18 protein-coding genes are annotated in these 18,375 nt (G+C 64.7%); 7 read left to right on the forward strand and 11 right to left on the reverse strand.

All coding sequences use genetic code 11. The annotated features are described in order from the left end of the window. Window positions 1-39 precede the first annotated feature (39 nt). Window positions 40-963 (forward strand): diacylglycerol/lipid kinase family protein, encoded by a 924-nt coding sequence (locus tag RND64_RS15595; RefSeq protein WP_049699072.1) that lies wholly within the window; start codon window positions 40-42, stop codon window positions 961-963. Between the two features lie 466 nt (window positions 964-1,429). Further along, window positions 1,430-1,684: a WhiB family transcriptional regulator gene (locus tag RND64_RS15600; RefSeq protein ID WP_005170735.1), complete on the forward strand. Its 255-nt coding sequence runs from the start codon at window positions 1,430-1,432 to the stop codon at window positions 1,682-1,684. Between the two features lie 91 nt (window positions 1,685-1,775). Here RND64_RS15600 and RND64_RS15605 read toward each other — a convergent pair whose 3' ends face one another. The 5 genes from RND64_RS15605 to RND64_RS15620 all read right to left on the reverse strand — a co-directional run bounded on the left by RND64_RS15605 (window position 1,776) and on the right by RND64_RS15620 (window position 4,961). Further along, window positions 1,776-3,326: a sensor histidine kinase gene (locus RND64_RS15605; RefSeq protein ID WP_049698963.1), complete on the reverse strand. Its 1,551-nt coding sequence runs from the start codon at window positions 3,324-3,326 to the stop codon at window positions 1,776-1,778. A gap of 16 nt (window positions 3,327-3,342) precedes the next feature. After that, window positions 3,343-3,558, reverse strand: coding sequence for a biotin/lipoyl-binding carrier protein (locus tag RND64_RS15610; protein WP_049698962.1), 216 nt, complete (start codon window positions 3,556-3,558; stop codon window positions 3,343-3,345). A 147-nt stretch (window positions 3,559-3,705) separates the two neighbouring features. Then, a complete protein-coding gene (locus RND64_RS23150; RefSeq protein WP_109239415.1) occupies window positions 3,706-3,780 on the reverse strand; it encodes a 50S ribosomal protein bL37 in 75 nt (24 codons plus the stop codon). Window positions 3,781-3,885: 105 nt separating this feature from the next. Then, entirely contained in the window at window positions 3,886-4,209 is a 324-nt protein-coding gene (gene rsrA / locus RND64_RS15615; protein ID WP_049698961.1) for a mycothiol system anti-sigma-R factor, read from the reverse strand. Next, the gene (locus tag RND64_RS15620) at window positions 4,206-4,961 is read right to left on the reverse strand and encodes a sigma-70 family RNA polymerase sigma factor (protein WP_231894367.1); all 756 of its coding nucleotides are present in this window, start codon (window positions 4,959-4,961) and stop codon (window positions 4,206-4,208) included. The genes rsrA and RND64_RS15620 overlap by 4 nt, the downstream gene beginning before the upstream one ends. Before the next feature lie 369 nt (window positions 4,962-5,330). On the opposite strand from RND64_RS15620, the gene ybaK reads away from it, so the two are divergent. Further along, complete coding sequence (ybaK, locus tag RND64_RS15625) at window positions 5,331-5,822, forward strand: Cys-tRNA(Pro) deacylase (RefSeq protein ID WP_049698959.1); 492 nt, start codon at window positions 5,331-5,333, stop codon at window positions 5,820-5,822. Between the two features lie 84 nt (window positions 5,823-5,906). Continuing rightward, window positions 5,907-6,674, forward strand: a complete 768-nt coding sequence (locus RND64_RS15630) for an SOS response-associated peptidase (protein ID WP_049699071.1) — start codon at window positions 5,907-5,909, stop codon at window positions 6,672-6,674. Between the two features lie 15 nt (window positions 6,675-6,689). Here the strand turns inward: RND64_RS15630 and RND64_RS15635 are convergent, their stop codons facing one another. Beyond that, complete coding sequence (locus tag RND64_RS15635) at window positions 6,690-7,691, reverse strand: zinc-binding alcohol dehydrogenase family protein (RefSeq protein WP_049698958.1); 1,002 nt, start codon at window positions 7,689-7,691, stop codon at window positions 6,690-6,692. Between the two features lie 40 nt (window positions 7,692-7,731). Between RND64_RS15635 and RND64_RS15640 the strand changes: the two genes are divergently transcribed. Beyond that, window positions 7,732-8,403, forward strand: coding sequence for a DUF1345 domain-containing protein (locus RND64_RS15640; protein WP_049698957.1), 672 nt, complete (start codon window positions 7,732-7,734; stop codon window positions 8,401-8,403). A 33-nt stretch (window positions 8,404-8,436) separates the two neighbouring features. On the opposite strand, the gene RND64_RS15645 is transcribed toward RND64_RS15640, so the two are convergent. Both RND64_RS15645 and RND64_RS15650 read right to left on the reverse strand, forming a co-directional pair. Continuing rightward, a complete protein-coding gene (locus RND64_RS15645; protein ID WP_049699070.1) occupies window positions 8,437-9,918 on the reverse strand; it encodes a flavin-containing monooxygenase in 1,482 nt (493 codons plus the stop codon). 99 nt (window positions 9,919-10,017) lie between these two features. Then, on the reverse strand, window positions 10,018-11,256 hold the full coding sequence (locus RND64_RS15650) for a hypothetical protein (protein WP_049699069.1): 1,239 nt from the start codon (window positions 11,254-11,256) through the stop codon (window positions 10,018-10,020). A 176-nt stretch (window positions 11,257-11,432) separates the two neighbouring features. Here RND64_RS15650 and RND64_RS15655 point away from each other — a divergent pair, with 176 nt between their 5' ends. Continuing rightward, complete coding sequence (locus RND64_RS15655; RefSeq protein ID WP_082938136.1) at window positions 11,433-12,728, forward strand: MFS transporter; 1,296 nt, start codon at window positions 11,433-11,435, stop codon at window positions 12,726-12,728. A gap of 45 nt (window positions 12,729-12,773) precedes the next feature. Here RND64_RS15655 and malQ read toward each other — a convergent pair whose 3' ends face one another. Further along, entirely contained in the window at window positions 12,774-14,939 is a 2,166-nt protein-coding gene (gene malQ, locus RND64_RS15660) for a 4-alpha-glucanotransferase (RefSeq protein WP_049698956.1), read from the reverse strand. 114 nt (window positions 14,940-15,053) lie between these two features. Here malQ and RND64_RS15665 point away from each other — a divergent pair, with 114 nt between their 5' ends. Beyond that, a complete protein-coding gene (locus RND64_RS15665; protein WP_049698955.1) occupies window positions 15,054-15,671 on the forward strand; it encodes a cysteine hydrolase family protein in 618 nt (205 codons plus the stop codon). A gap of 35 nt (window positions 15,672-15,706) precedes the next feature. Here the strand turns inward: RND64_RS15665 and RND64_RS15670 are convergent, their stop codons facing one another. Next, on the reverse strand, window positions 15,707-17,071 hold the full coding sequence (locus RND64_RS15670) for an MFS transporter (protein ID WP_049698954.1): 1,365 nt from the start codon (window positions 17,069-17,071) through the stop codon (window positions 15,707-15,709). Window positions 17,072-17,157: 86 nt separating this feature from the next. Further along, on the reverse strand, window positions 17,158-18,186 hold the full coding sequence (locus tag RND64_RS15675) for an esterase/lipase family protein (protein WP_049699067.1): 1,029 nt from the start codon (window positions 18,184-18,186) through the stop codon (window positions 17,158-17,160). Window positions 18,187-18,375 lie beyond the last annotated feature (189 nt).

Below are 18,375 nucleotides of genomic sequence, written 5' to 3' on the forward strand. Positions count from 1 at the left end.
GTTCGCTGCGACCCCATATCCTCGGGAGTCGTGCGCGTCATGCTCATCGTCAATCCCTTCGCGACCGCGACCACTGCCGCGGGTCGTGACGCGCTCGTCAACACCATCAGCGCTCGCGTCCCCGTCGACGTCGAGCACACCACGCACCGTGGTCATGCGGGCGAACTCGGCGCGCTCGCCCGAGAGCAGGGATACGACATCGTCGCCGTGCACGGCGGCGACGGCTCGGTCAACGAGGTGGCCAACGGCATCCTCGGATCGCCCACCGATTTCGATCCGAATCTTCCCCGCCCGGCGCTCGCGATCATCCCCGGCGGCAGCGCCAACGTCTTCGCGCGCACCCTCGGGATCGATTCCGACCCGCTGCGCGCGACGCGCCAACTGATCGACCTCGTCGACGCCTCGTCGATTCATCGAATCGGATTGGGGCACACGGATACTCGCTGGTTCCTGTTCAACGCGGGAATGGGCATGGATGCCGTGGTGGTGCACGCGATGGAGGACAAACGCCACGCGGGCAAAGCGGCAACACCCGGCCGATACCTGTGGACGACGGTCAGTTGCTTCATTCGCGGGTCGTCGAGCCAGCCGCCTTTTCGCGTGCAATACGACGGCCACGAGCCGATCGACGGTGTGCGGTTCGCCTTCGTCAGCAACACCACGCCCTGGACGTTCCTGGGCAATCACGAGATCCGCACCAATCCCGGCACCGACCTCTCCGCACGTCTGGGGCTGTTCGCGGCGACGTCGACGGGCGTACTGCGCAACGTCGGACTCGCCACGCGGCTACTCACCCAGCGCAACCCCAAAGCGCCGCACCTCATTCGCGACGACGACGTCGAGTGGGTGCAGTTCGACGCCGACGAGCCGATCGACGTCCAGATGGACGGCGACTACGTCGGCGCGTTCACGTCAATCCACTTCGCCCACCGCGAGTCCGTACTCGGCGTCGTCGCTCCGTAATGGAGGGCCGCGGGCTCGTTGCGCCGCCCGATGGCAAGCACATCGCCCCCGAGCAGCGCAAACTCGACGCCGTATCCAGCCTCATCTGACTCATCGGTCAGATGAATTTCGGGTTACGCGCAGGCAGACGCCAATAGTCGAGTGACCACGATCACGTATCGGGGTGCCAGAATGCGATCTATGCCACTAGCTGCGGAAACATATCGGCAATAATCGAACAACCGGCGTAGCATAGAACATTGGCACGGACGCGAGTGCACCACCCCCCTCCCGCAAAGGGCCACGGAGAGTGATATTGCACACGTGTCAGCGGAACACCATTGACTTCGGCTGGATTCGTGAAAGTATTCACAAGCAACAGCACGGAAACATTTGGTGTGTCTACGTGAACTGATGGTTACAGCCACAAGAAGCAAGATTTCAATGACGAGTGGTGCGCGCAACACACGCACCTGAAGGAGAAGGAATGGACTGGCGTCACAAGGCAATCTGTCGCGACGAGGACCCCGAGCTGTTCTTCCCGGTGGGAACCAGTGGTCCGGCTATCGCACAGATCGCCGATGCGAAGCTCGTCTGCGCGCGGTGTCCCGTCACCGCCGAATGCCTGTCCTGGGCTCTCGAGTCCGGTCAGGACGCCGGTGTGTGGGGCGGCATGAGCGAGGACGAGCGCCGAGCACTGAAGCGTCGTACGGCACGCACGCGGACCCGCAGCAGCGTCTGATCGACTCACAAGCAGTCTGATCGACCCACGGCCCCGAGATATCGGGACCAACAAAAAGACCCGGCCAACGCGCCGGGTCTTTTTTATTGCCTCACGTCGGCGTGCGGGCGTGCAGAGGAACAGCGATACGCGCCTGCGCTCCCCGACCTTCCGGGTTCGGCCCGAGTTCCAGCTCGCCGCCGAGCTCAATCGCGACGAGGGTCTGCACGATCTGAAGCCCCAAGCGCTCCGAATCGTTGATGGAGAAATCGGCCGGCAGCCCGGAGCCGTTGTCGCGCACCGTCACGACCATGCGCCGCACGTCGCGGTCGGCGGAGATCTCGATCCTGGCGTCGTCATGCACCTGAGCTGTGTCATCGCCGCGGTCATCTCCACGCGGGCGCGCGAAACCATGCTCGACGGCGTTCTGGATCAGCTCGGTCAGCACCATCACGAGCGGCATGGCCAGCTCGGCGGGGAGTACTCCGAGTCGGTCACGGTGGCTCACCGAGACCGGCGTCTCCCCGGCGGCGACGTCGACCATCGTGGGAAGCAGCCGCGAGACGGCCTCGTCCATGTCGACCTCTTCGTCGACGCTGCCCGAGAGCAACTCGTGCACGGTGGCGATGGCTGCCACTCGTCGAACCGCCTCGACGAGTGCCGATCGCGCTTCCTCGTTGGACGTGCGACGTGCCTGTAGACGCAACAGCGCAGACACCGACTGCAGGTTGTTCTTGACCCGGTGATGAATCTCCCGGATGGTGGCGTCCTTGCTGATGAGCGCGAGATCTCGACGCTTGACCTCGGTCACGTCGCGGATCAGCACCACGGCACCCGAACTCACCCCGCGCGGACGCAACGGCACCGCCCGGAGCAGCACGGTCGCCCGCCGCGCGTCGGCTTCCATGCGCATCCCGATGTCGGGGTACGGCCCCTCCGGCGGCGCGACGACGCCCGCGGCGACGTCGATCATGGTCGCGGCGTCGTGGGACTCGAACGGGTCGGTCAGCAATGACGTCGTGACTTCTGACAGCCGTCTCCCCGAGAGCTCCGATGTCCACCCCATGCGATGGAACGCCGACAGCGCGTTGGGACTCGCATAGAGCACGACGCCGCGCTCGTCGATCCGCACGAAACCGTCGCCCGCGCGTGGGGTCGAAAGGCCTCGCGGGTTGACCTCGAGGCGCGCGAACGTTCCGTCGGCAACCATTTGGCACAGGTCGTTGGCCGAGTCCTGATATGCCAGTTCGAGCGGCGACGGCAATCGCGGATGGGTGAGGTCGACAGCCCTGGTGAGGACACCGATGACCTCGCCCGAGAATCCGACGGGGACGGCCTCGCGACGAATGGCGACCGGACCGATCCAGGTGGGGTCCTCCTCGCGGAGGATGTGCCCTTCGTCGAATGCCCGCAGCGCCTGCGGGTTGGCGTCCGCACCGACGACCATGCCGACCTGATCGCTCGGGAACACCGTCGACGCGGTGTTCGGGCGACACTGCGCGACCGTCACCACCTCGCCGTTCTCGGCGCGCACGGCGAGCAGGAAATCGGCGAAGGAAAGGTCGGCGAGCAATTGCCACTCGGCGACGACGCGCTGCAGGTATGCCGCTGCGCGGTCGGAGAGTGTTGTGTATTCGGCGAGGAGATCGGCCAGCGTCGACATCGGTGACGGTGTGCGGCTACTCGTAGGTGGCGATGATGTCGCCTGCCTGGATCACGTCGCCCACCTTGACCCTGACGTCTGCGAGCGTTCCTGATTCCTCGGCGAGTACCGGTATCTCCATCTTCATCGACTCGAGCAGGACCAACGTATCGCCGATCTCGATGGGCTGACCAGGGGTTGCGCGGACTTCCAGAACACTCGCCACGATCTCGGCGACAACGTCTTCTGCCATGTGAACAACCTAGTCCACCGCTGTGACAGGGAGGGCGCACACCGCGGTGACAGACTGCCGGCAGGAGATCGCGGCACGAAAAAGCCCGGGCGGACGCGGTCGGTATGACCGTCGATCACGCTCCGGGCGTTTTCTTTGGCACGCAGCTCAGGCGTTGGGGCGCTTGCCGTGGTTGGCTGCGCTCTTCTTGCGTGCGCGCTTCTTGCGTCCGCGCTTACCCATGACGGGCCTCCTTCGTCTCCGATGTGCTCAGTGATTGTCCCACGTCGCACCCCGAATCCTGGAATCGGTACCGGTCAGACCTGGGTCGCTTCGACGAAAGCGGGATCACTCTCCCGAGGAATACCGCGTTTCACGCACGACGACGGTCTTGCGGATCTCGATGCGCAGCCGGTCACGCAGGCTATCGGGTGCACGATCTCCCCCGCACTTGCGGTTGATCAGCGCCTTGAGCTGACTCTCGATGCCGTAGTGCGCCAGGCACGACGGGCACTCGTCGAGGTGTTGCTGCAGCCGGGCGCGAGCTGCGGAATCGCACTCGTTGTCCAGCACCAGCCAGACGTCGGCAATCACCGCGGAGCAATCGAGTGAGGTGAATTCGGGATCGTCGGCGGGCGGTACCGGCGCGACGTCGGGAGTCGAGTCGCTCATCGTGCCACCCCACTCTCGGATGCGGGCTCACGGATGAAGCCTCGGTCACGTGCGACGTCTGTCAGCAGTTCACGAAGTTGACGTCGGCCACGATGTAGACGTGACATGACCGTTCCGATGGGCGTGTCCATGATCTCGGCGATTTCCTTGTATGGGAGACCCTCGACGTCGGCGTAGTAGACGGCCATCCGGAAGTCCTCCGGAAGCGCCTGCAGCGCAGCCTTGATCTCGTCGTCGGGCAGTGCGTCGAGCGCCTCGATCTCGGCAGAGCGCAGACCGGTCGACGTGTGCTCGGCATTGGCCGCGAGCTGCCAGTCGGTGATCTCGTCGGTCGGGTACTGGGCGGGCTGACGCTGCTTCTTGCGGTACCCGTTGATGTAGGTGTTGGTCAGGATGCGATACAGCCAGGCCTTGAGGTTGGTTCCCTCGCGGAACGAGGCGAATGCCGAGAATGCCTTGACGTACGTCTCCTGGACCAGATCCTCTGCGTCGGCGGGATTGCGCGTCATGCGCAGCGCCGCGCCGTACATCTGATCGAGCAACGGGAGCGCGTCACGCTCGAACCGTTCTGTCAGATCGGCATCGGTCTCCGAAGGATCGGCGCGACGAGGTGCCGCCGAACCCGCTGCCGAGGTCGAATCATCAGTTGTCGACGCTTCGGTTTCCGGCGCTTTAGTTTTCGACGCTTGTGAGGCGGTGTCGCTTGTCCTGTCAGCACCGCCGGCAGAGTCGGGGGACTCGGGAGAAGCCACGTAATTCCCTTCGCTGATGACTCCGATGCCGCCGGACCCGGTGAGGGGTCGCGCGGGCGCACCGGTGATGTCGATCAAGCTTACCGACCCGGGTCCTTCTCGCAGCTCACCAGGTCGTGGTTGCCCCGGTCGTTCGAGCAACGTCGCTCCCATCGGCAATCCACCTCCTCGATCTGTTGAATACGCTCAATCTGTTGATGTCGCGGTGTTTTTGTCGCGGTGTCGATATGTGGTGATCGCCCGCTGAACAGGGGTTGCGAGCGCCCTGACATTGTTGGTCAACAGGGCTGCGCCGACAATTGTTCCGCACATGTCCGATTTGTTCCGGCGTCCGCGTCCGCGGCACCGCTGACACATCTGGAGGTTCCGATGGCGGCGACACCCGCGCTCGCGGCGCTCAGCAGGGCCGATGTGCCGCACGAGGTACACAGCTACACCCACGATCGGAAGTCGCAGGCGTACGGAGCGGAGGCGGTGGATGCGCTCTCGACAACACTCGGGGTTGCACCCGAGCAGATCTTCAAGACCCTCGTCGTGGCATTGACCGGAGGTCCCGGCGGCCTGGCCGTCGCCGTCATCCCGGTGCCTCGCAAGCTGTCGCTGAAGGCCGTCGCGGCGGCACTCGGAGCGTCGAAGGCGGTGATGGCCGAGGCAAAAGCCGTCACCCGATCCACCGGTTACGTTCTCGGCGGTGTGTCGCCGCTCGGCCAGCGAACTGCACTGCCGACGGTCATCGACGCTTCTGCACTCGAATGGGACCGCGTCCTGTGCAGCGCGGGCAAACGCGGCCTCGAGGTGGAACTGTCGCCCACCGATCTGATCGCCGCGACGTCGGCCGTCACCGCCGACATCGCGGCCTGAGCGTTCCCCCTCTGTGTCTGCAGGCGTCTCTGTCGGCTCCTCGTGTCAGCCCCCGTGTCAGCCCCTCGTGACAGCATGGACTGCATGTGTGGACGTTTCGCGGTGACGACCGACCCAGCCAAGCTCGCGGCCGAGATCGACGCGGTCAACGAGGTGCCCGCGTCGCCGCCCCCCGCAGACGATCAGCCGAGCGACGATCGGGAGCCGCGCACGCTTGGCACCAACTACAACGTTGCCCCGACGTCGACGATCCTGACCGTCGTCGAACGTCATTCCCACGACGACCCGCACGACGATCCGCGGCTGCGCGTGCGGGCGATGCGGTGGGGACTCGTACCGACATGGGCCAAAGAGGTCGGCAAGGGGCCGTTGCTGTTCAATGCACGTGCCGAGACCGCCGCGGAGAAGAGTTCGTTTCGCAGCTCGGTGAAGTCCAAGCGCTGCCTCGTGCCGATGGACGGGTGGTACGAGTGGAAGCCCGGCCCCGAGAACAGCAAGGGCAAGCCGACGAAGATCCCGTTCTTCATGTCGCCAGAAGACGGGACACGCCTGTTCATGGCGGGGTTGTGGTCGGCCTGGCACGACCGTTCGAATCCCGACGCGCCACCCCTGTTGAGCTGCACCATCCTGACCACCGACGCCGTCGGCGACCTGCGCGAGGTACACGACCGCATGCCGCGCATCATGCCCTACGACAGTTGGGATGCCTGGCTCGATCCCGACCACCCCGCGCCGTCGGAGCTCTTCGCCCCGCCGAGCGAGGCAATCGCCGACGCGATCGCGATCCGCGAGGTCTCGCCACTGGTCAACCGCGTGGCCAACAACGGACCGGAGCTGCTGGCACCGGTCTGACGCTGGTGGCACTCATCAGTCGGGAACGAGTACGGCGGCGCCGTCGAATCGGCCAGCCTTGAGGTCGGACAGCGCCTGGTCGGCCTTCGACAGCGGGTAGGTGTGTGTCGTCGCTGCGACACCGTAGCGGGCGGCGAGCTCGAGGAATTCGCGTCCGTCGTCGCGGGTGTTGGCGGTGACCGAGCGGATCTCCTTCTCGTAGAACAGCTCTCGCTCGTAGTTCAGTGCGGGAATGTCGGACAGGTGTATGCCGGCGATCGACAGCACCCCTCCCCGGTCGAGTGCGCGCATCGCGACCGGGACCAGGTCGCCGACGGGTGCGAAGGTGATCGCAGCGTCGAGAGGGACCGGCGGGGCGTCGTAGGCACCGTTGACCGAGGCCGCTCCCAACGACCTGGCCAGCGCTTGTGCTTGTGCACCACGGGTCATGACATGAACCTCGGCGCCCTGCGCGATCGCGAGCTGTGCGCACAGGTGTGCGCTGCCGCCGAAGCCGTACAAGCCGAGACGACCACCCTCCGGCAGCGAGGCACGCTTGAGTGCGCGATACCCGATGATCCCCGCACACAGCAGGGGCGCGAGGGTGACGTCGTCGACGTTGTCCGGCAGGTGATAGGCAAAGTCGGCGGGGACAGTTGTGTATTCGGCATAGCCGCCGTCGACGTCCCACCCGGTGTATAGCGAAGCGGGACAGAGGTTTTCGCTCCCCCGCTTACAGTAGGTACACGTGCCGTCGGTGTGGTGGAGCCATGCAACCCCGACCCGAGCGCCCCGCTCGAAGCCCAGCGCCCCCTCGCCGGCCTCGACGACTTCACCGACCACCTCATGTCCTGGCGTGACGCCTGGCCGGTGCACCGGAAGGTCGCCTTCGCTCACGTGGAGATCGGTACGGCAGACACCGCACGCACGAACCCTGACCAAGAGTTCGCCCGCACCCGGCGTCGGGACTGGTTTGTCCACCAGCTCGAGCGGATGTTCGTCGACCGGTCCTGGTCGGGTGACTGACCACGCACGCATGTCTCCACCCTATTCCGGCCGCGCGGTGTGTACTTGCTCCATGAACTCTCTCCCCGAGAAGTGGCGCCTGCATCGTGGCGACGCCCCGGTGCTGGTTCGTCTCCTCGTGAGCATTGTGGTGGGCGGGGCGGTCGCGGCTGGGATCTGGTCGGAACGCCCCACCGCCGCACCGCTGGCGGGCTGGGCTATCGGCGCAGGTCTGTTCGTGCTGTGGACATGGTTGGCGCTGTGGCCGATGGACAACGAGGCAACCGAGGCGCACGCCAGCCGCGAGGAGCCCACGCGCTTCGGCGCGTTCGTCATCGTGCTACTGGCAGCTTTCGTGAGCCTCATCGGGATCGTCGAGGTACTGACAAGGAAAGACGCGGTACTCCTCTTCATCGCACTGCTATCGGTGGTGGCATCGTGGGCCGCCATCCACACGATGTACGCAACCCACTACGCACGCATGTACTTCGGCGGCGACGGGGTCAGTGAAAATACCCAGAAGGGTGACGGGCCGCTGATCGACTTCCATCAGTCGGAGTCACCGCGCTACAGCGACTTCGTGTACGTCGCGATCACAGTCGGGATGAGCTATGCGATCTCCGACACCGACGTCGGCTCATCGCGGCTTCGTCGGACACTGGTCTTCCACGCCCTGCTGAGCTACTTCTTCGGCACCGTGATCGTCGCGCTGCTGATCAACCTCACAGCGAACGTCGGATCGTAACGAGGAACCAAACCCTCTCTCCCAGACTGCAACTCAACGATAGGAGTAGGACTCCAACGGGTAGCAGTCCATCTCGCGCAGTGTGGTCAGCGTCGAATTAGGACGCAGGAGCGTCGCCTCGCCGTGTGGGTCGAAGTAGTAGCTGCGCGACGTCGCACAGTTTCCGCGATAGAACACCGACGACTGCAGATGCTCGGTGACCTCGTCGAGGAACGCGTCGTTGGCGGCGTCGGTCACCTCGAAGACCTCGGACTTGCGTCGACGCATCTCGCCGAACAGGCGCGCGATGTGCTTCATCTGCGCCTCGATCGTCGTGAAGTACGAGAGCCCGCTGTAAGAGTACGGACTGTTGAGCGACAGGAAGTTCGGGAAACGCGGAACGGTGATGCCCTCGAACGCCTGGAAACGGTTGTCGCGCCACCACTTTCCGAGGTTGCGACCCTCTCGACCGATCACGGTCATCGCGGGAAAGTTGGTGTCCCACAGGTCGAATCCGGTGGCGAGTACGAGCGTGTCGATCTCGTGTCGCGTTCCGTCGGCACTCACGATCGCGTCGGGTTCGAAGTGTCCGATGCCTCCGGTCTCCAGCGTGACGTTCGGCCGCGCGTAAGCCCGAAAGTACTTGTTGGAGAATGTCGGTCGCTTACACCCGAAGTCATAGTCGGGTGTCAGCGCTCGCCTGGTCGCGCGGTCGGGAACCTGGGCGCGCAGATGCGCCCGGGCCAGCAGTGCCGCTGCCTTGTTGCCCGGTTTGAATTGCTTGAAGTGCAAAACGCCGAAGACCATCAGCATCTCGAGCAGCGAGGTGTTCACCAGACGAGCAGTGCGTTGTGTGAGCGGCACCGTGGCGAACAGATTCTGCAGCGCAGCGGGAATGGGGAAATCGACCTTGGGCACCACCCAGATCGGTGTGCGTTGAAAGACCGTCAGATGCGCCGCGTCGCGTGCGGCTTCGGGAATCAATTCCACGGCCGTCGCGCCGGTGCCGATGATTGCGACCCGACGCCCGGTGAAGTCGAATCCGTCCTCCCAGTCGGCGGTGTGCAGCACCTTCCCTTCGAACGAGTCGAGCCCGGGAAAATCGGGGACGTGCGGTTGCGACAGGAATCCCGTGGCGGTCACGTAGTAGCGACAGGTGCGACTCGAACCATCTGCGGTGTACACGGTCCACAGCCGCGACTGCTCATCCCACTCAGCCTTCTCGACGCTCGTGCCGAACTCCATGTGCCGCTTGAGGTCGTACTTGTCGGCAATGTGCTCGGCATAGCGTTTGAGCTCCGCGCCCGGAGCGAACAGCCGCGACCAGAACGGATTCGGCTCGAACGAATACGAGTACGTCACCGACGCGATATCGACTGCGAGGCCCGGATAGTGATTGACGTGCCACGTGCCACCGAGGTCGTCTTCGCGTTCGAGAATCGCAATCGATTCGACGCCCTGCCGCTTGAGTTCGATGGCGCCGCCCATTCCGCCGAAACCCGCGCCGACGATGACGACCTCATGATCTGGCTGCACCACGATCCGACCTCACTCCCCGAAGTATCTGTGACCTACAAACACAGTAACCCAGGTCACTTCGGAGGCAAAGAGTGGCGGCTTACGGTCGACGGGAGCTCAGCCGATCGATGAGCCGTCGTAGAGGACGTCGAAGAACTGCGTGGCGACGAGCTGCTCTCCCTTCTTGCGATCGACGCCGAGTTGCCTGCGGTACTTGGCGACGTGCTGCAGCGACAGCGCCGAGTACAGCAGCGGCAGGTGATCCTTGCGCTGGTCGTAGACACCCGCCGCACCCTTCGCCGCCGCGCGATTCGTTTTCCAATGCGACGGATGCATCAGTACATCGCGGATTACGGCAGCCTTGATCATCTTCTTGCGTCCCGGCGGGACCACGACCAGCTCGCCCGGATCGAACAGCGCGGCGTCGAATTCCTCGGGTGTGGCGATGGTGCACCCGGCGGTGGGACGCGGATTGCACTCCACCATGTGGTGCACGCCGTCGTCGGTCACCAAGAAGTCGAAGCTGATCTGGCCGTGCCAGTTCAATTCACGCGCGATGGTTTGTGCCGCGTGCAACGACTCGGGAGAATCGACCGACTCGAATACGATTCCGCCCCGATTGTCGATGGCCAACGGGTGCTCATAGCAGGAATGCAGCACCACCTCGCCGTGGTGCACCACGCTCCAACTGCACCGGTCGACACCCTTCAGGTATTCCTGCACCAACCACGGGTCGTCCGCGGTGGGATGTACGGCGTCGAGACTCGTCTCCGCGGCGAGTGGACCGGTATTCGTGACGACGTCGAGCCCGCCGCGGCCGTAGGCGGCGCGCGCGAACCAGTGCTCCCAGTGAGCGGTGGCCGCCCGCAGTTCGTCATCGTTCGTCGCCGTGATCGATTCGGCCACAGGAAGATTCAACGACCGACACAGCTCGGCGAAGGTCACCTTGTCATGCACGCGATGCAGCGTCGAGAAGTCCGGAAAGAACAGCTCGAGGTCGGGGTGCCCCGCCAGCAACCGGTCGCGATGGTAGGCGAGGTAGAACACCTCCTCGAACATCGGCAACAACCAGGTGACGTTCTCGGCGTCGATGATGTCGACGATCGCGGCGATGAACGCCTCGGTCTCCTGGGTCGGCGCGGGCACCGTGAAATGCTTGGAGGCTCCGCGTGAATGGCTCCCCGGTGCGGAACTGAACGTATCGGCGGCAATTACTCGCCGCCCGGTCACGCCGAGCTTGTGAATTTCATCGACGGCAAACGGCATGCGCGACGTGGTGGCAAGAATCGTGGGATCGATGGCTGGCACGGATATACCGTAACGGTCCGATGCGGCTTGTGCGGCGATAGAGGACATTCCCGGCATGAATCCGACGGTGCCTAGCGGCCCTCCCCGATCGATCGGTAGATGTGTGTCGAATCGAAAGATGTGGGTGCTGCAGCACCCACATCCTTACGTAAGACACACATTCACCAGAAACGCACCCGATCCCGCTACGGAATACCGTGGGGTGCTTCGACGCTAGGCCTCGTATGACGCAGACGCCCGGCCCGATGCACTCTCAGAAATCCGCTTCCACACGGCCTGATTCCGTCGAAACACCTTCTGATTCCGTCGAAACACACTCCCTCGAAACGCACTCCGGTGGGGCACGTTCATTCATAGCGGCCATCGCGGCTTTCGCGGTCGTGATGCTCGGCACCACGCTGCCGACTCCGCTGTACTCGATCTACGCGAAGGACCTCGGCTTCGGCGTCACCACGACGACGATCATCTTCGCCGTGTATGCGGCCGGCGTGATCGTTGCCCTGATCTGCTTCGGACGCTGGTCGGACATCCTCGGCAGGCGTCCGCTGCTGATCGCCGGCGCGATCCTCTCGGCGATCAGCGCCGTCGTCTTCCTGACCGCGGGCCCGGTCTGGCAGCTCATGATCGGACGTGTGCTCTCCGGTCTGTCGGCAGGTATCTACGCAGGTGCGGCGACCGCAGCGGTCATCGAACTCGCGCCTGCGAGCTGGCGTCACCGTGCGCCCGCACTCGCGACCGCGGCCAACATCGGCGGCCTCGGCCTCGGCCCACTCATCGCCGGACTGCTCGCGCAGTTCGCCCCGGCGCCGCTGCGCACCGCGTTCATCGTCGACCTCGTCCTGCTTGCGATCGTGTTCGTCGGCATCTGGTTCATGACCGAGCCGGTGACCCGCAAACCGGGAGTTCGTCTGTCGGTTCAGAAGCTGTCGGTGCCACCGGAGACACGCGCGGTCTTCGTGCGTGCCGCAATCGCGGCGTTCGCGGGATTCGCGGTGATGGGCACGTTCACCGGCGTGACCCCGTCGTTCGTGTCGCACGTGCTCGGCATCCACTCGCCCGCGCTCGCCGGGGGCCTGGTGTTCCTGCTGTTCGGTGCGTCTGCCGTCGCGCAGATCGCCGGTCGCGCGATCCCCACCGAACGCGCACTGATCGCGGGTTGTGCGCTCCTGGTCGTCGGCATGGCCGTTCTGGTTGGCGGACTACTCGCGGCCTCGTTCACATTGCTCGTCATCGGCGCGTTGATCGCCGGTGCGGGACAAGGCCTTTCGTTCAGCAAGGGACTCGCCGCGGTCGTCGCCGCCAGTCCTGCAGACCGTCGGGCCGAGGTGATGTCGACGTTCTTCGTCGTCGCCTACGTCGCCATCTCCATCCCGATCGTCGGCGAAGGTATCGCGGCATCTCACTGGGGCCTCAAAACGTCGGGGGTCGTGTTCAACGTGGCCGTCGGCGTGCTCGCGCTCATCGCGCTGGTGTCGACCGCCGTCGCTGTGCGGCGCGAGAACGCCCGCGCCTTCGCCTGATTCCCTTCAGGTCAACCGCCGCCGGGTAAGGCAGTCTGCGGTCGGTCAGTCCTGGAGCAGTGAGCGTCGATCCGCGCCGACGCCCTCCCCCACCAGGGCTGCGACGAGGTCGGCGAACCGACGGCTGCTTGCGAGATCCTCGACGAGCACGACGGTCCCGTCATCGTCTGCGAGCGGAATGCACCAGTTGGGGTACTGATCGCTGTCGGTGCCCGGTTGGTTCTGAATCCGACGCTCCCCGACGGCGTCGACGAGTGCCACTCCGAGCAGCACCGACGGGCTTGCCGCGATGAGCCGGTACAGCGCTTCCACCGTTTCCGCGCTCGTCAGATCGGTGTCCGGATCGAGCAGCCCGCGTGCGCGCGCCAGGTCGAGGATGGCGTCGCGGTCGCGTGCGTCACGGGCGCGTTCCTCGGACTCGGACGTCTCGAGCAGGCCGAGTTCGGCGCGCAGGTCTATGTGCTCGCCCGCCAGGTAGCCCAGCGTCGGTGGCAGGTCATGCGTGGTCACCGAGGTGAGACAGAGTTCTCGGTACTCCTCCGGCGGGATCGGCGCATACGGCCCGTGCTCGAACCACAGAATCGACGTCCCGAGGATTCCGCGCTGCGCCAGCGCGGTCTGCACCGTCGGCTCGAAGACTCCGAGATCCTCGCCGATCACCACCGCACCTGCCCGCTGCGCCTCGAGAGCCAGGATGCCGAGCAGCGCGTCGTGGTCGTAGCGGACATAAGTGCCGCCTGCGGGACCCATTCCGTCGGGAATCCACCACAGCCTGAAGAGCCCGAGGATGTGGTCGACACGGAGGCCGCCTGCATGCCGCAGAACCGTCCTCAGCATGTCGCGATAGGGCGCATACCCGGCGGCTGCGAGTCGGCCGGGATGCCACGGCGGCTGATTCCAGCCCTGCCCCTGCTGATTGAAGCCGTCGGGTGGCGCGCCGACGGTCGCACCGGAGGCCAGTACGCCACCGAGCATCCAGGCATCGGCTCCATGGCGGTCGACCCCGACGGCCAGGTCGGTGATGATCCCGATACTCATACCCGACGACGTGGCCGCATGCTGAGCCGCGGCCAACTGCTCGTCGCAGATCCACTGCAACCACATGTAGAAGTCGACGCGATCGCTGTAGCGTCGACGTACCCGCTTGAGATATCGCGGATCGGACGTCTTGGCGGGCCAATTCGTCTCGTCATTCCCGAAGCGTTCGACGAGTACACACCAGGTGGCGAAACCCTTGAGCCCTTTGCCTTCTCGCTTGCAGAACCGCAGAAACGCGTGCTCGCGACGCTTACTCCGCGGAACGTCGTGGATCAGTTCGAGCACGTCGAGTTTCGCCCGATATGACTTGTTGCGCTTGATTCTCGACGGATCGAGGTCGTCGCCGAAGAATTCCTTCTGCAGTCCCTTGATCCATTTACGTTGCGGTTTCGGCAGGGCGTCGGCCTCGGGGATGTCCTCGACCCTGATGTAGAGCGGATTGACGAAGCGACGTGTTGCGGGCAGGTATGGAGATGCCTCGACGGGTGGGCGTGGTGCCGCGGCGTGCATCGGGTTGACCTGGACGAAGTCGGCGCCGTAGACGCTGCCCGCGACCTCGCACACCTGGGCGAGGTCGGCAAAGTCGCCGACCCCCCACGACGCTGCCGAACGTACCGAGTACAGCTGTAGCGCCAGCCCCCACCGCTGGGCACCGAGGAGATCGTCTGCGGTCGATAGCCGACGTGGCGTGACGATCAAGGGTGCGGTCGCGTTGACGTCGCGCGCCGGATTGGCCCCGACGATCTCGTGATAGCCCTGCGGCAGATCCGACGGCAACGCGAACGTCGCCCGCCCGGTGAGCACACCGTCGACGTCCCGCGGCTGGGTCCACACGTCGAGCTGTGTCGGCGCGAGCGTGTCCCCCGATTCCGTTCGGATACAGACCGCGACCGGATCGCCGTGCGGAACGTGCACAGCGAACGTCGCGTCATCTCCCTCGGTGACAACGGTGACCGGAGGCAGGAACGACCGCCACGGAGCCACATCGAGTTCTGCGAGAGACTGCTCGATCTCCGTATCGGTGGCTGCCGCGACGTCGAGCGAGGCGAGCACCGCAACCAGCGTGTCCCGCGAAACCTCGTGATACTCCTGATCCCAACCGGTGTAGCCGATGCTCACTCCGCAGCGCTGTGCGAGCTCGGCCAGCCGGTCACTCACCTGATCGGTCGTCACGTCTGCATCGTCTCACCGATTCGGCGAGCACGCGCGCTCACCGACAACCTTGCGCGACGACGCAGCACGCAGTTCAATTCTTGTGACCCCGATCACTGCACACTGGGAGTACTCATGGCCGACGACACGCTCACCCTCGACCCCGCAACCACAGCATTGGTGCTCATCGAATACCAGAACGAGTTCACCAGCGACGGAGGCGTTTTGCACGACGCCGTCGCCGAGGTCATGGACTCGACGGACATGCTGGCCAACACTGTCACTCTCGTCGACAAGGCCCGTGCCGCCGGGGTGACGATCATGCACGCACCCATCACCTTCGCCCCGGGCTACGGCGAACTGACCCGGCACCCGTACGGAATCCTCAAGGGCGTCGTCGACGGCAACGCCTTCGTGAAGGGCACGTGGGGTGCCGCGATCGTCGACGACCTCGCCCCGACAGAGGGCGACATCCTCATCGAGGGCAAACGCGGACTCGATACCTTCGCGAGCACCAACATCGATTTCATCCTGCGCAGCAAGGGAATCGAGACGATCATCCTCGGCGGATTCCTCACCAACTGCTGCGTCGAGTCGACGATGCGGTCGGGTTACGAGAACGGCTACCGCGTCATCACGCTCACCGACTGCACCGCCGCGACGTCGCAGGCAGAACACGAGAACGCGATCTCGTTCGACTATCCGATGTTCTCGCTGCCCGTCGAGTCGTCGGAGGTTCTCGCGGCGCTGTGACCAGGTCGCACGCGTAGGCAGCACCGCCGCGGCGATCAGAAGAACTGGTCGCTGCGGCGGATCAGCGAGGTCGCGACGACGCTGATCAGTCCTGTCAGCACCAGGTAGCCAGCGGCCAGCCACGGCGTGCCACCCGCTGCGCCGAGCAGCGCGGTCAGGATGAGCGGCGTAAGACCCGACGCGTAGATCCCGGAGAACTGATAGACCACCGACAGCCCGGTGTAGCGGACCGGCGTCGGGTACAGGCTCGCGAACAACGTGCCCTGCGCGCCGTAGAACAGGGCGTGCACGACGCCGAACACCGCCACGAGTCCCACCGTGAACCAGACGAGGTCGGCGGTGCCGAAGAGCGCGAACACCGGGTACACCGCCACCGAGTAGGCGATCATGCCCGCCAGATACACACGCTTGGGCCCGAACCGATCGGTGAGTACTCCCGACACCGGCAACAGCACGGCCATCACCAGCGCGGCGATCGTCACCGAGATCAGAACCGAAACCTTGGGCAGGTCGAGTTGTGTTGTCGCATAAGCGATCGCGAAGACACCCCAGGTGTTGAACGCCGACCCCTCACCCCAGCGAGCGAGCAGCCCGAGCACCGTGTTGCGCGTATACGGTCGATGCACCACCTCTTTGAGCGGCGCGGACGACTTCTGGGAGAGTTCGTCGACCTCCTGGAAGGCGGGCGTCTCGTCGACCTTGAGGCGCACCACGAATCCGATGATCACCAACACGATGCTGCCGAGGAAGGCGATGCGCCAGCCGTAGGCGAGGAACGCATCGTCGTCGAAGACCACCTGCAGCAGGGCGAACACCGCCGTGCCCAGTGCGAGTCCGAGCGCCAGACCGATCTGCGGAATCGAACCGAAGAAACCTCGACGCCCCCGCGGACTGTGTTCGACGGCGAGCAGCACCGCACCCGCCCACTCCCCTCCGAGCGCGAACCCCTGTACGACGCGGAGCACCAGGAGCAGGATCGGCGCGACGATGCCGACCTGCGCGGCCGTCGGCAGCACGCCCATCAATGCGGTGGCGAGCCCCATCATCACCATCGTCAGCGCCAGCGTCTTCTTCCGGCCGATCCGGTCGCCGATGTGACCGAATACGACGCCGCCGATCGGGCGCACCACGAATCCGACAGCAAAGGTCGCGAACGTCAGCAAAGTGCCGACGAATCCACTCTGGTGCGGGAAGAACACCGTGTTGAAGACCAGACTCGCCGCGGTCGCGTACAGAAAGAAGTCGTACCACTCGACGGTCGTCCCGAGCAGGCTCGCCAGCGCGACCGTCCGCAGCCGCCGTCGCCGTTCGTCGTCTGTCTCGTCTATAGACGGCTCCGTGCTCGCGGCGTTCGTCGATCCGACGAGCCGATCAGATGAGGTCGTGGGAGTCGCAGTCACGGTTGTTCGACGCTACGCACCACTGCGCCGATGTGCCCAGACCAAAAATCACGATGATCCCAACTGGGCACGATCCCGACGAGCCGTCACCGCGCGACGCACACCACGGGTACGTCGGCGCCGAGGCCGCTCAGCGCCAGCGACTGTGCTCGCGGCGAGTAGGTGAAGTCGGTGTGCTCGGTATGGTCGCCGGCGCAGCCATTCTGGATGACGATGTTGTCGACGCGTGCACCGGGACCAGGTGTCAGAAACGACGCCGTGTACGGCGTGGAGACCTCGTCGTAGATCGTGGTGAGGACCGTGTAGTCGATTCCCGGCAGAGTGTCACCGCCGCGGTTGAGTCGAGTGATGAACGCCGACCCCACCTGCTGATCGGCACCACCGGGGCCCGATGCCGCGCCGACCTCGGAGCTTATGTCGATGCCCGCCGCCTGCAGATCGTTCTCGAGACCGACCAATCCGTCCATCGTCGTGCCATGATTCGTCGCGACCATCGTCACCACGTGAGATACCTTGTTGCGCTGCGGATTCGACGCATCAGCACCACCGTGGAATTTCAGGTACCCGCGCGCGATGACACCGCCCTGCGAGTGGCCGACGAGATCGACCTGGCGCGCACCGGTCGCCCGCAGCACCCGATCGACGAAACCAGCGAGCTGCGCCGACGACTCGTCGACGTGCCCTGCGCCGTACTCGCCGCCATGCTGCCGTGCAGGTATTCCGCCACCATCGCGCGCAGACAGAATTCCGAGTTCTGGTGCAAAGACACAGAATCCGTGCCCAGCAAGCATCGGCGCAAAGCCCGCCCACGTCTGATACGCCGATTCCCAGGTTCCATGTACCAGAACGACGGGACGCGGATGGGCAGCAGATGGCCGGCATGCCCAGTTGTTCGCGCCCGGTGGATTCGCTTCGGGATTCGAGAATCGCGCCGCCGCACGGAAGTCGGACTGCACGGGACCCGTACCAACGGGGTCTGCACCGACGCTCGTCGCCGCATCCGCTGTCGGTGCGAGTATCGCTGCGGCCACGAGCACCGCAAACGCTGCCGCGACGACAGTCGACCCGATACGACGTGAACGAATCGGATAAATACGAAATCTGTTGCGTAACATTGATTCCCCCCGGAATTGACTCTTCTCAATCGGAAATTCGGGATTGAGCATAAGGGCAATCGGAGGTCGCCGGACCAGTCATGTGGTGGGTCAGTAGTTGAATGCCCAGTGTGTCGACGCTCGCATTGCGTACCCAGATTGTGGCCGCCGATACCAGCGAGCCGAAATACCGGGCAATCCGGAAATACC

Source organism: Gordonia sp. w5E2 (assembly GCF_036540975.1).
In the GTDB taxonomy this organism is placed as follows: domain Bacteria; phylum Actinomycetota; class Actinomycetes; order Mycobacteriales; family Mycobacteriaceae; genus Gordonia; species Gordonia jacobaea.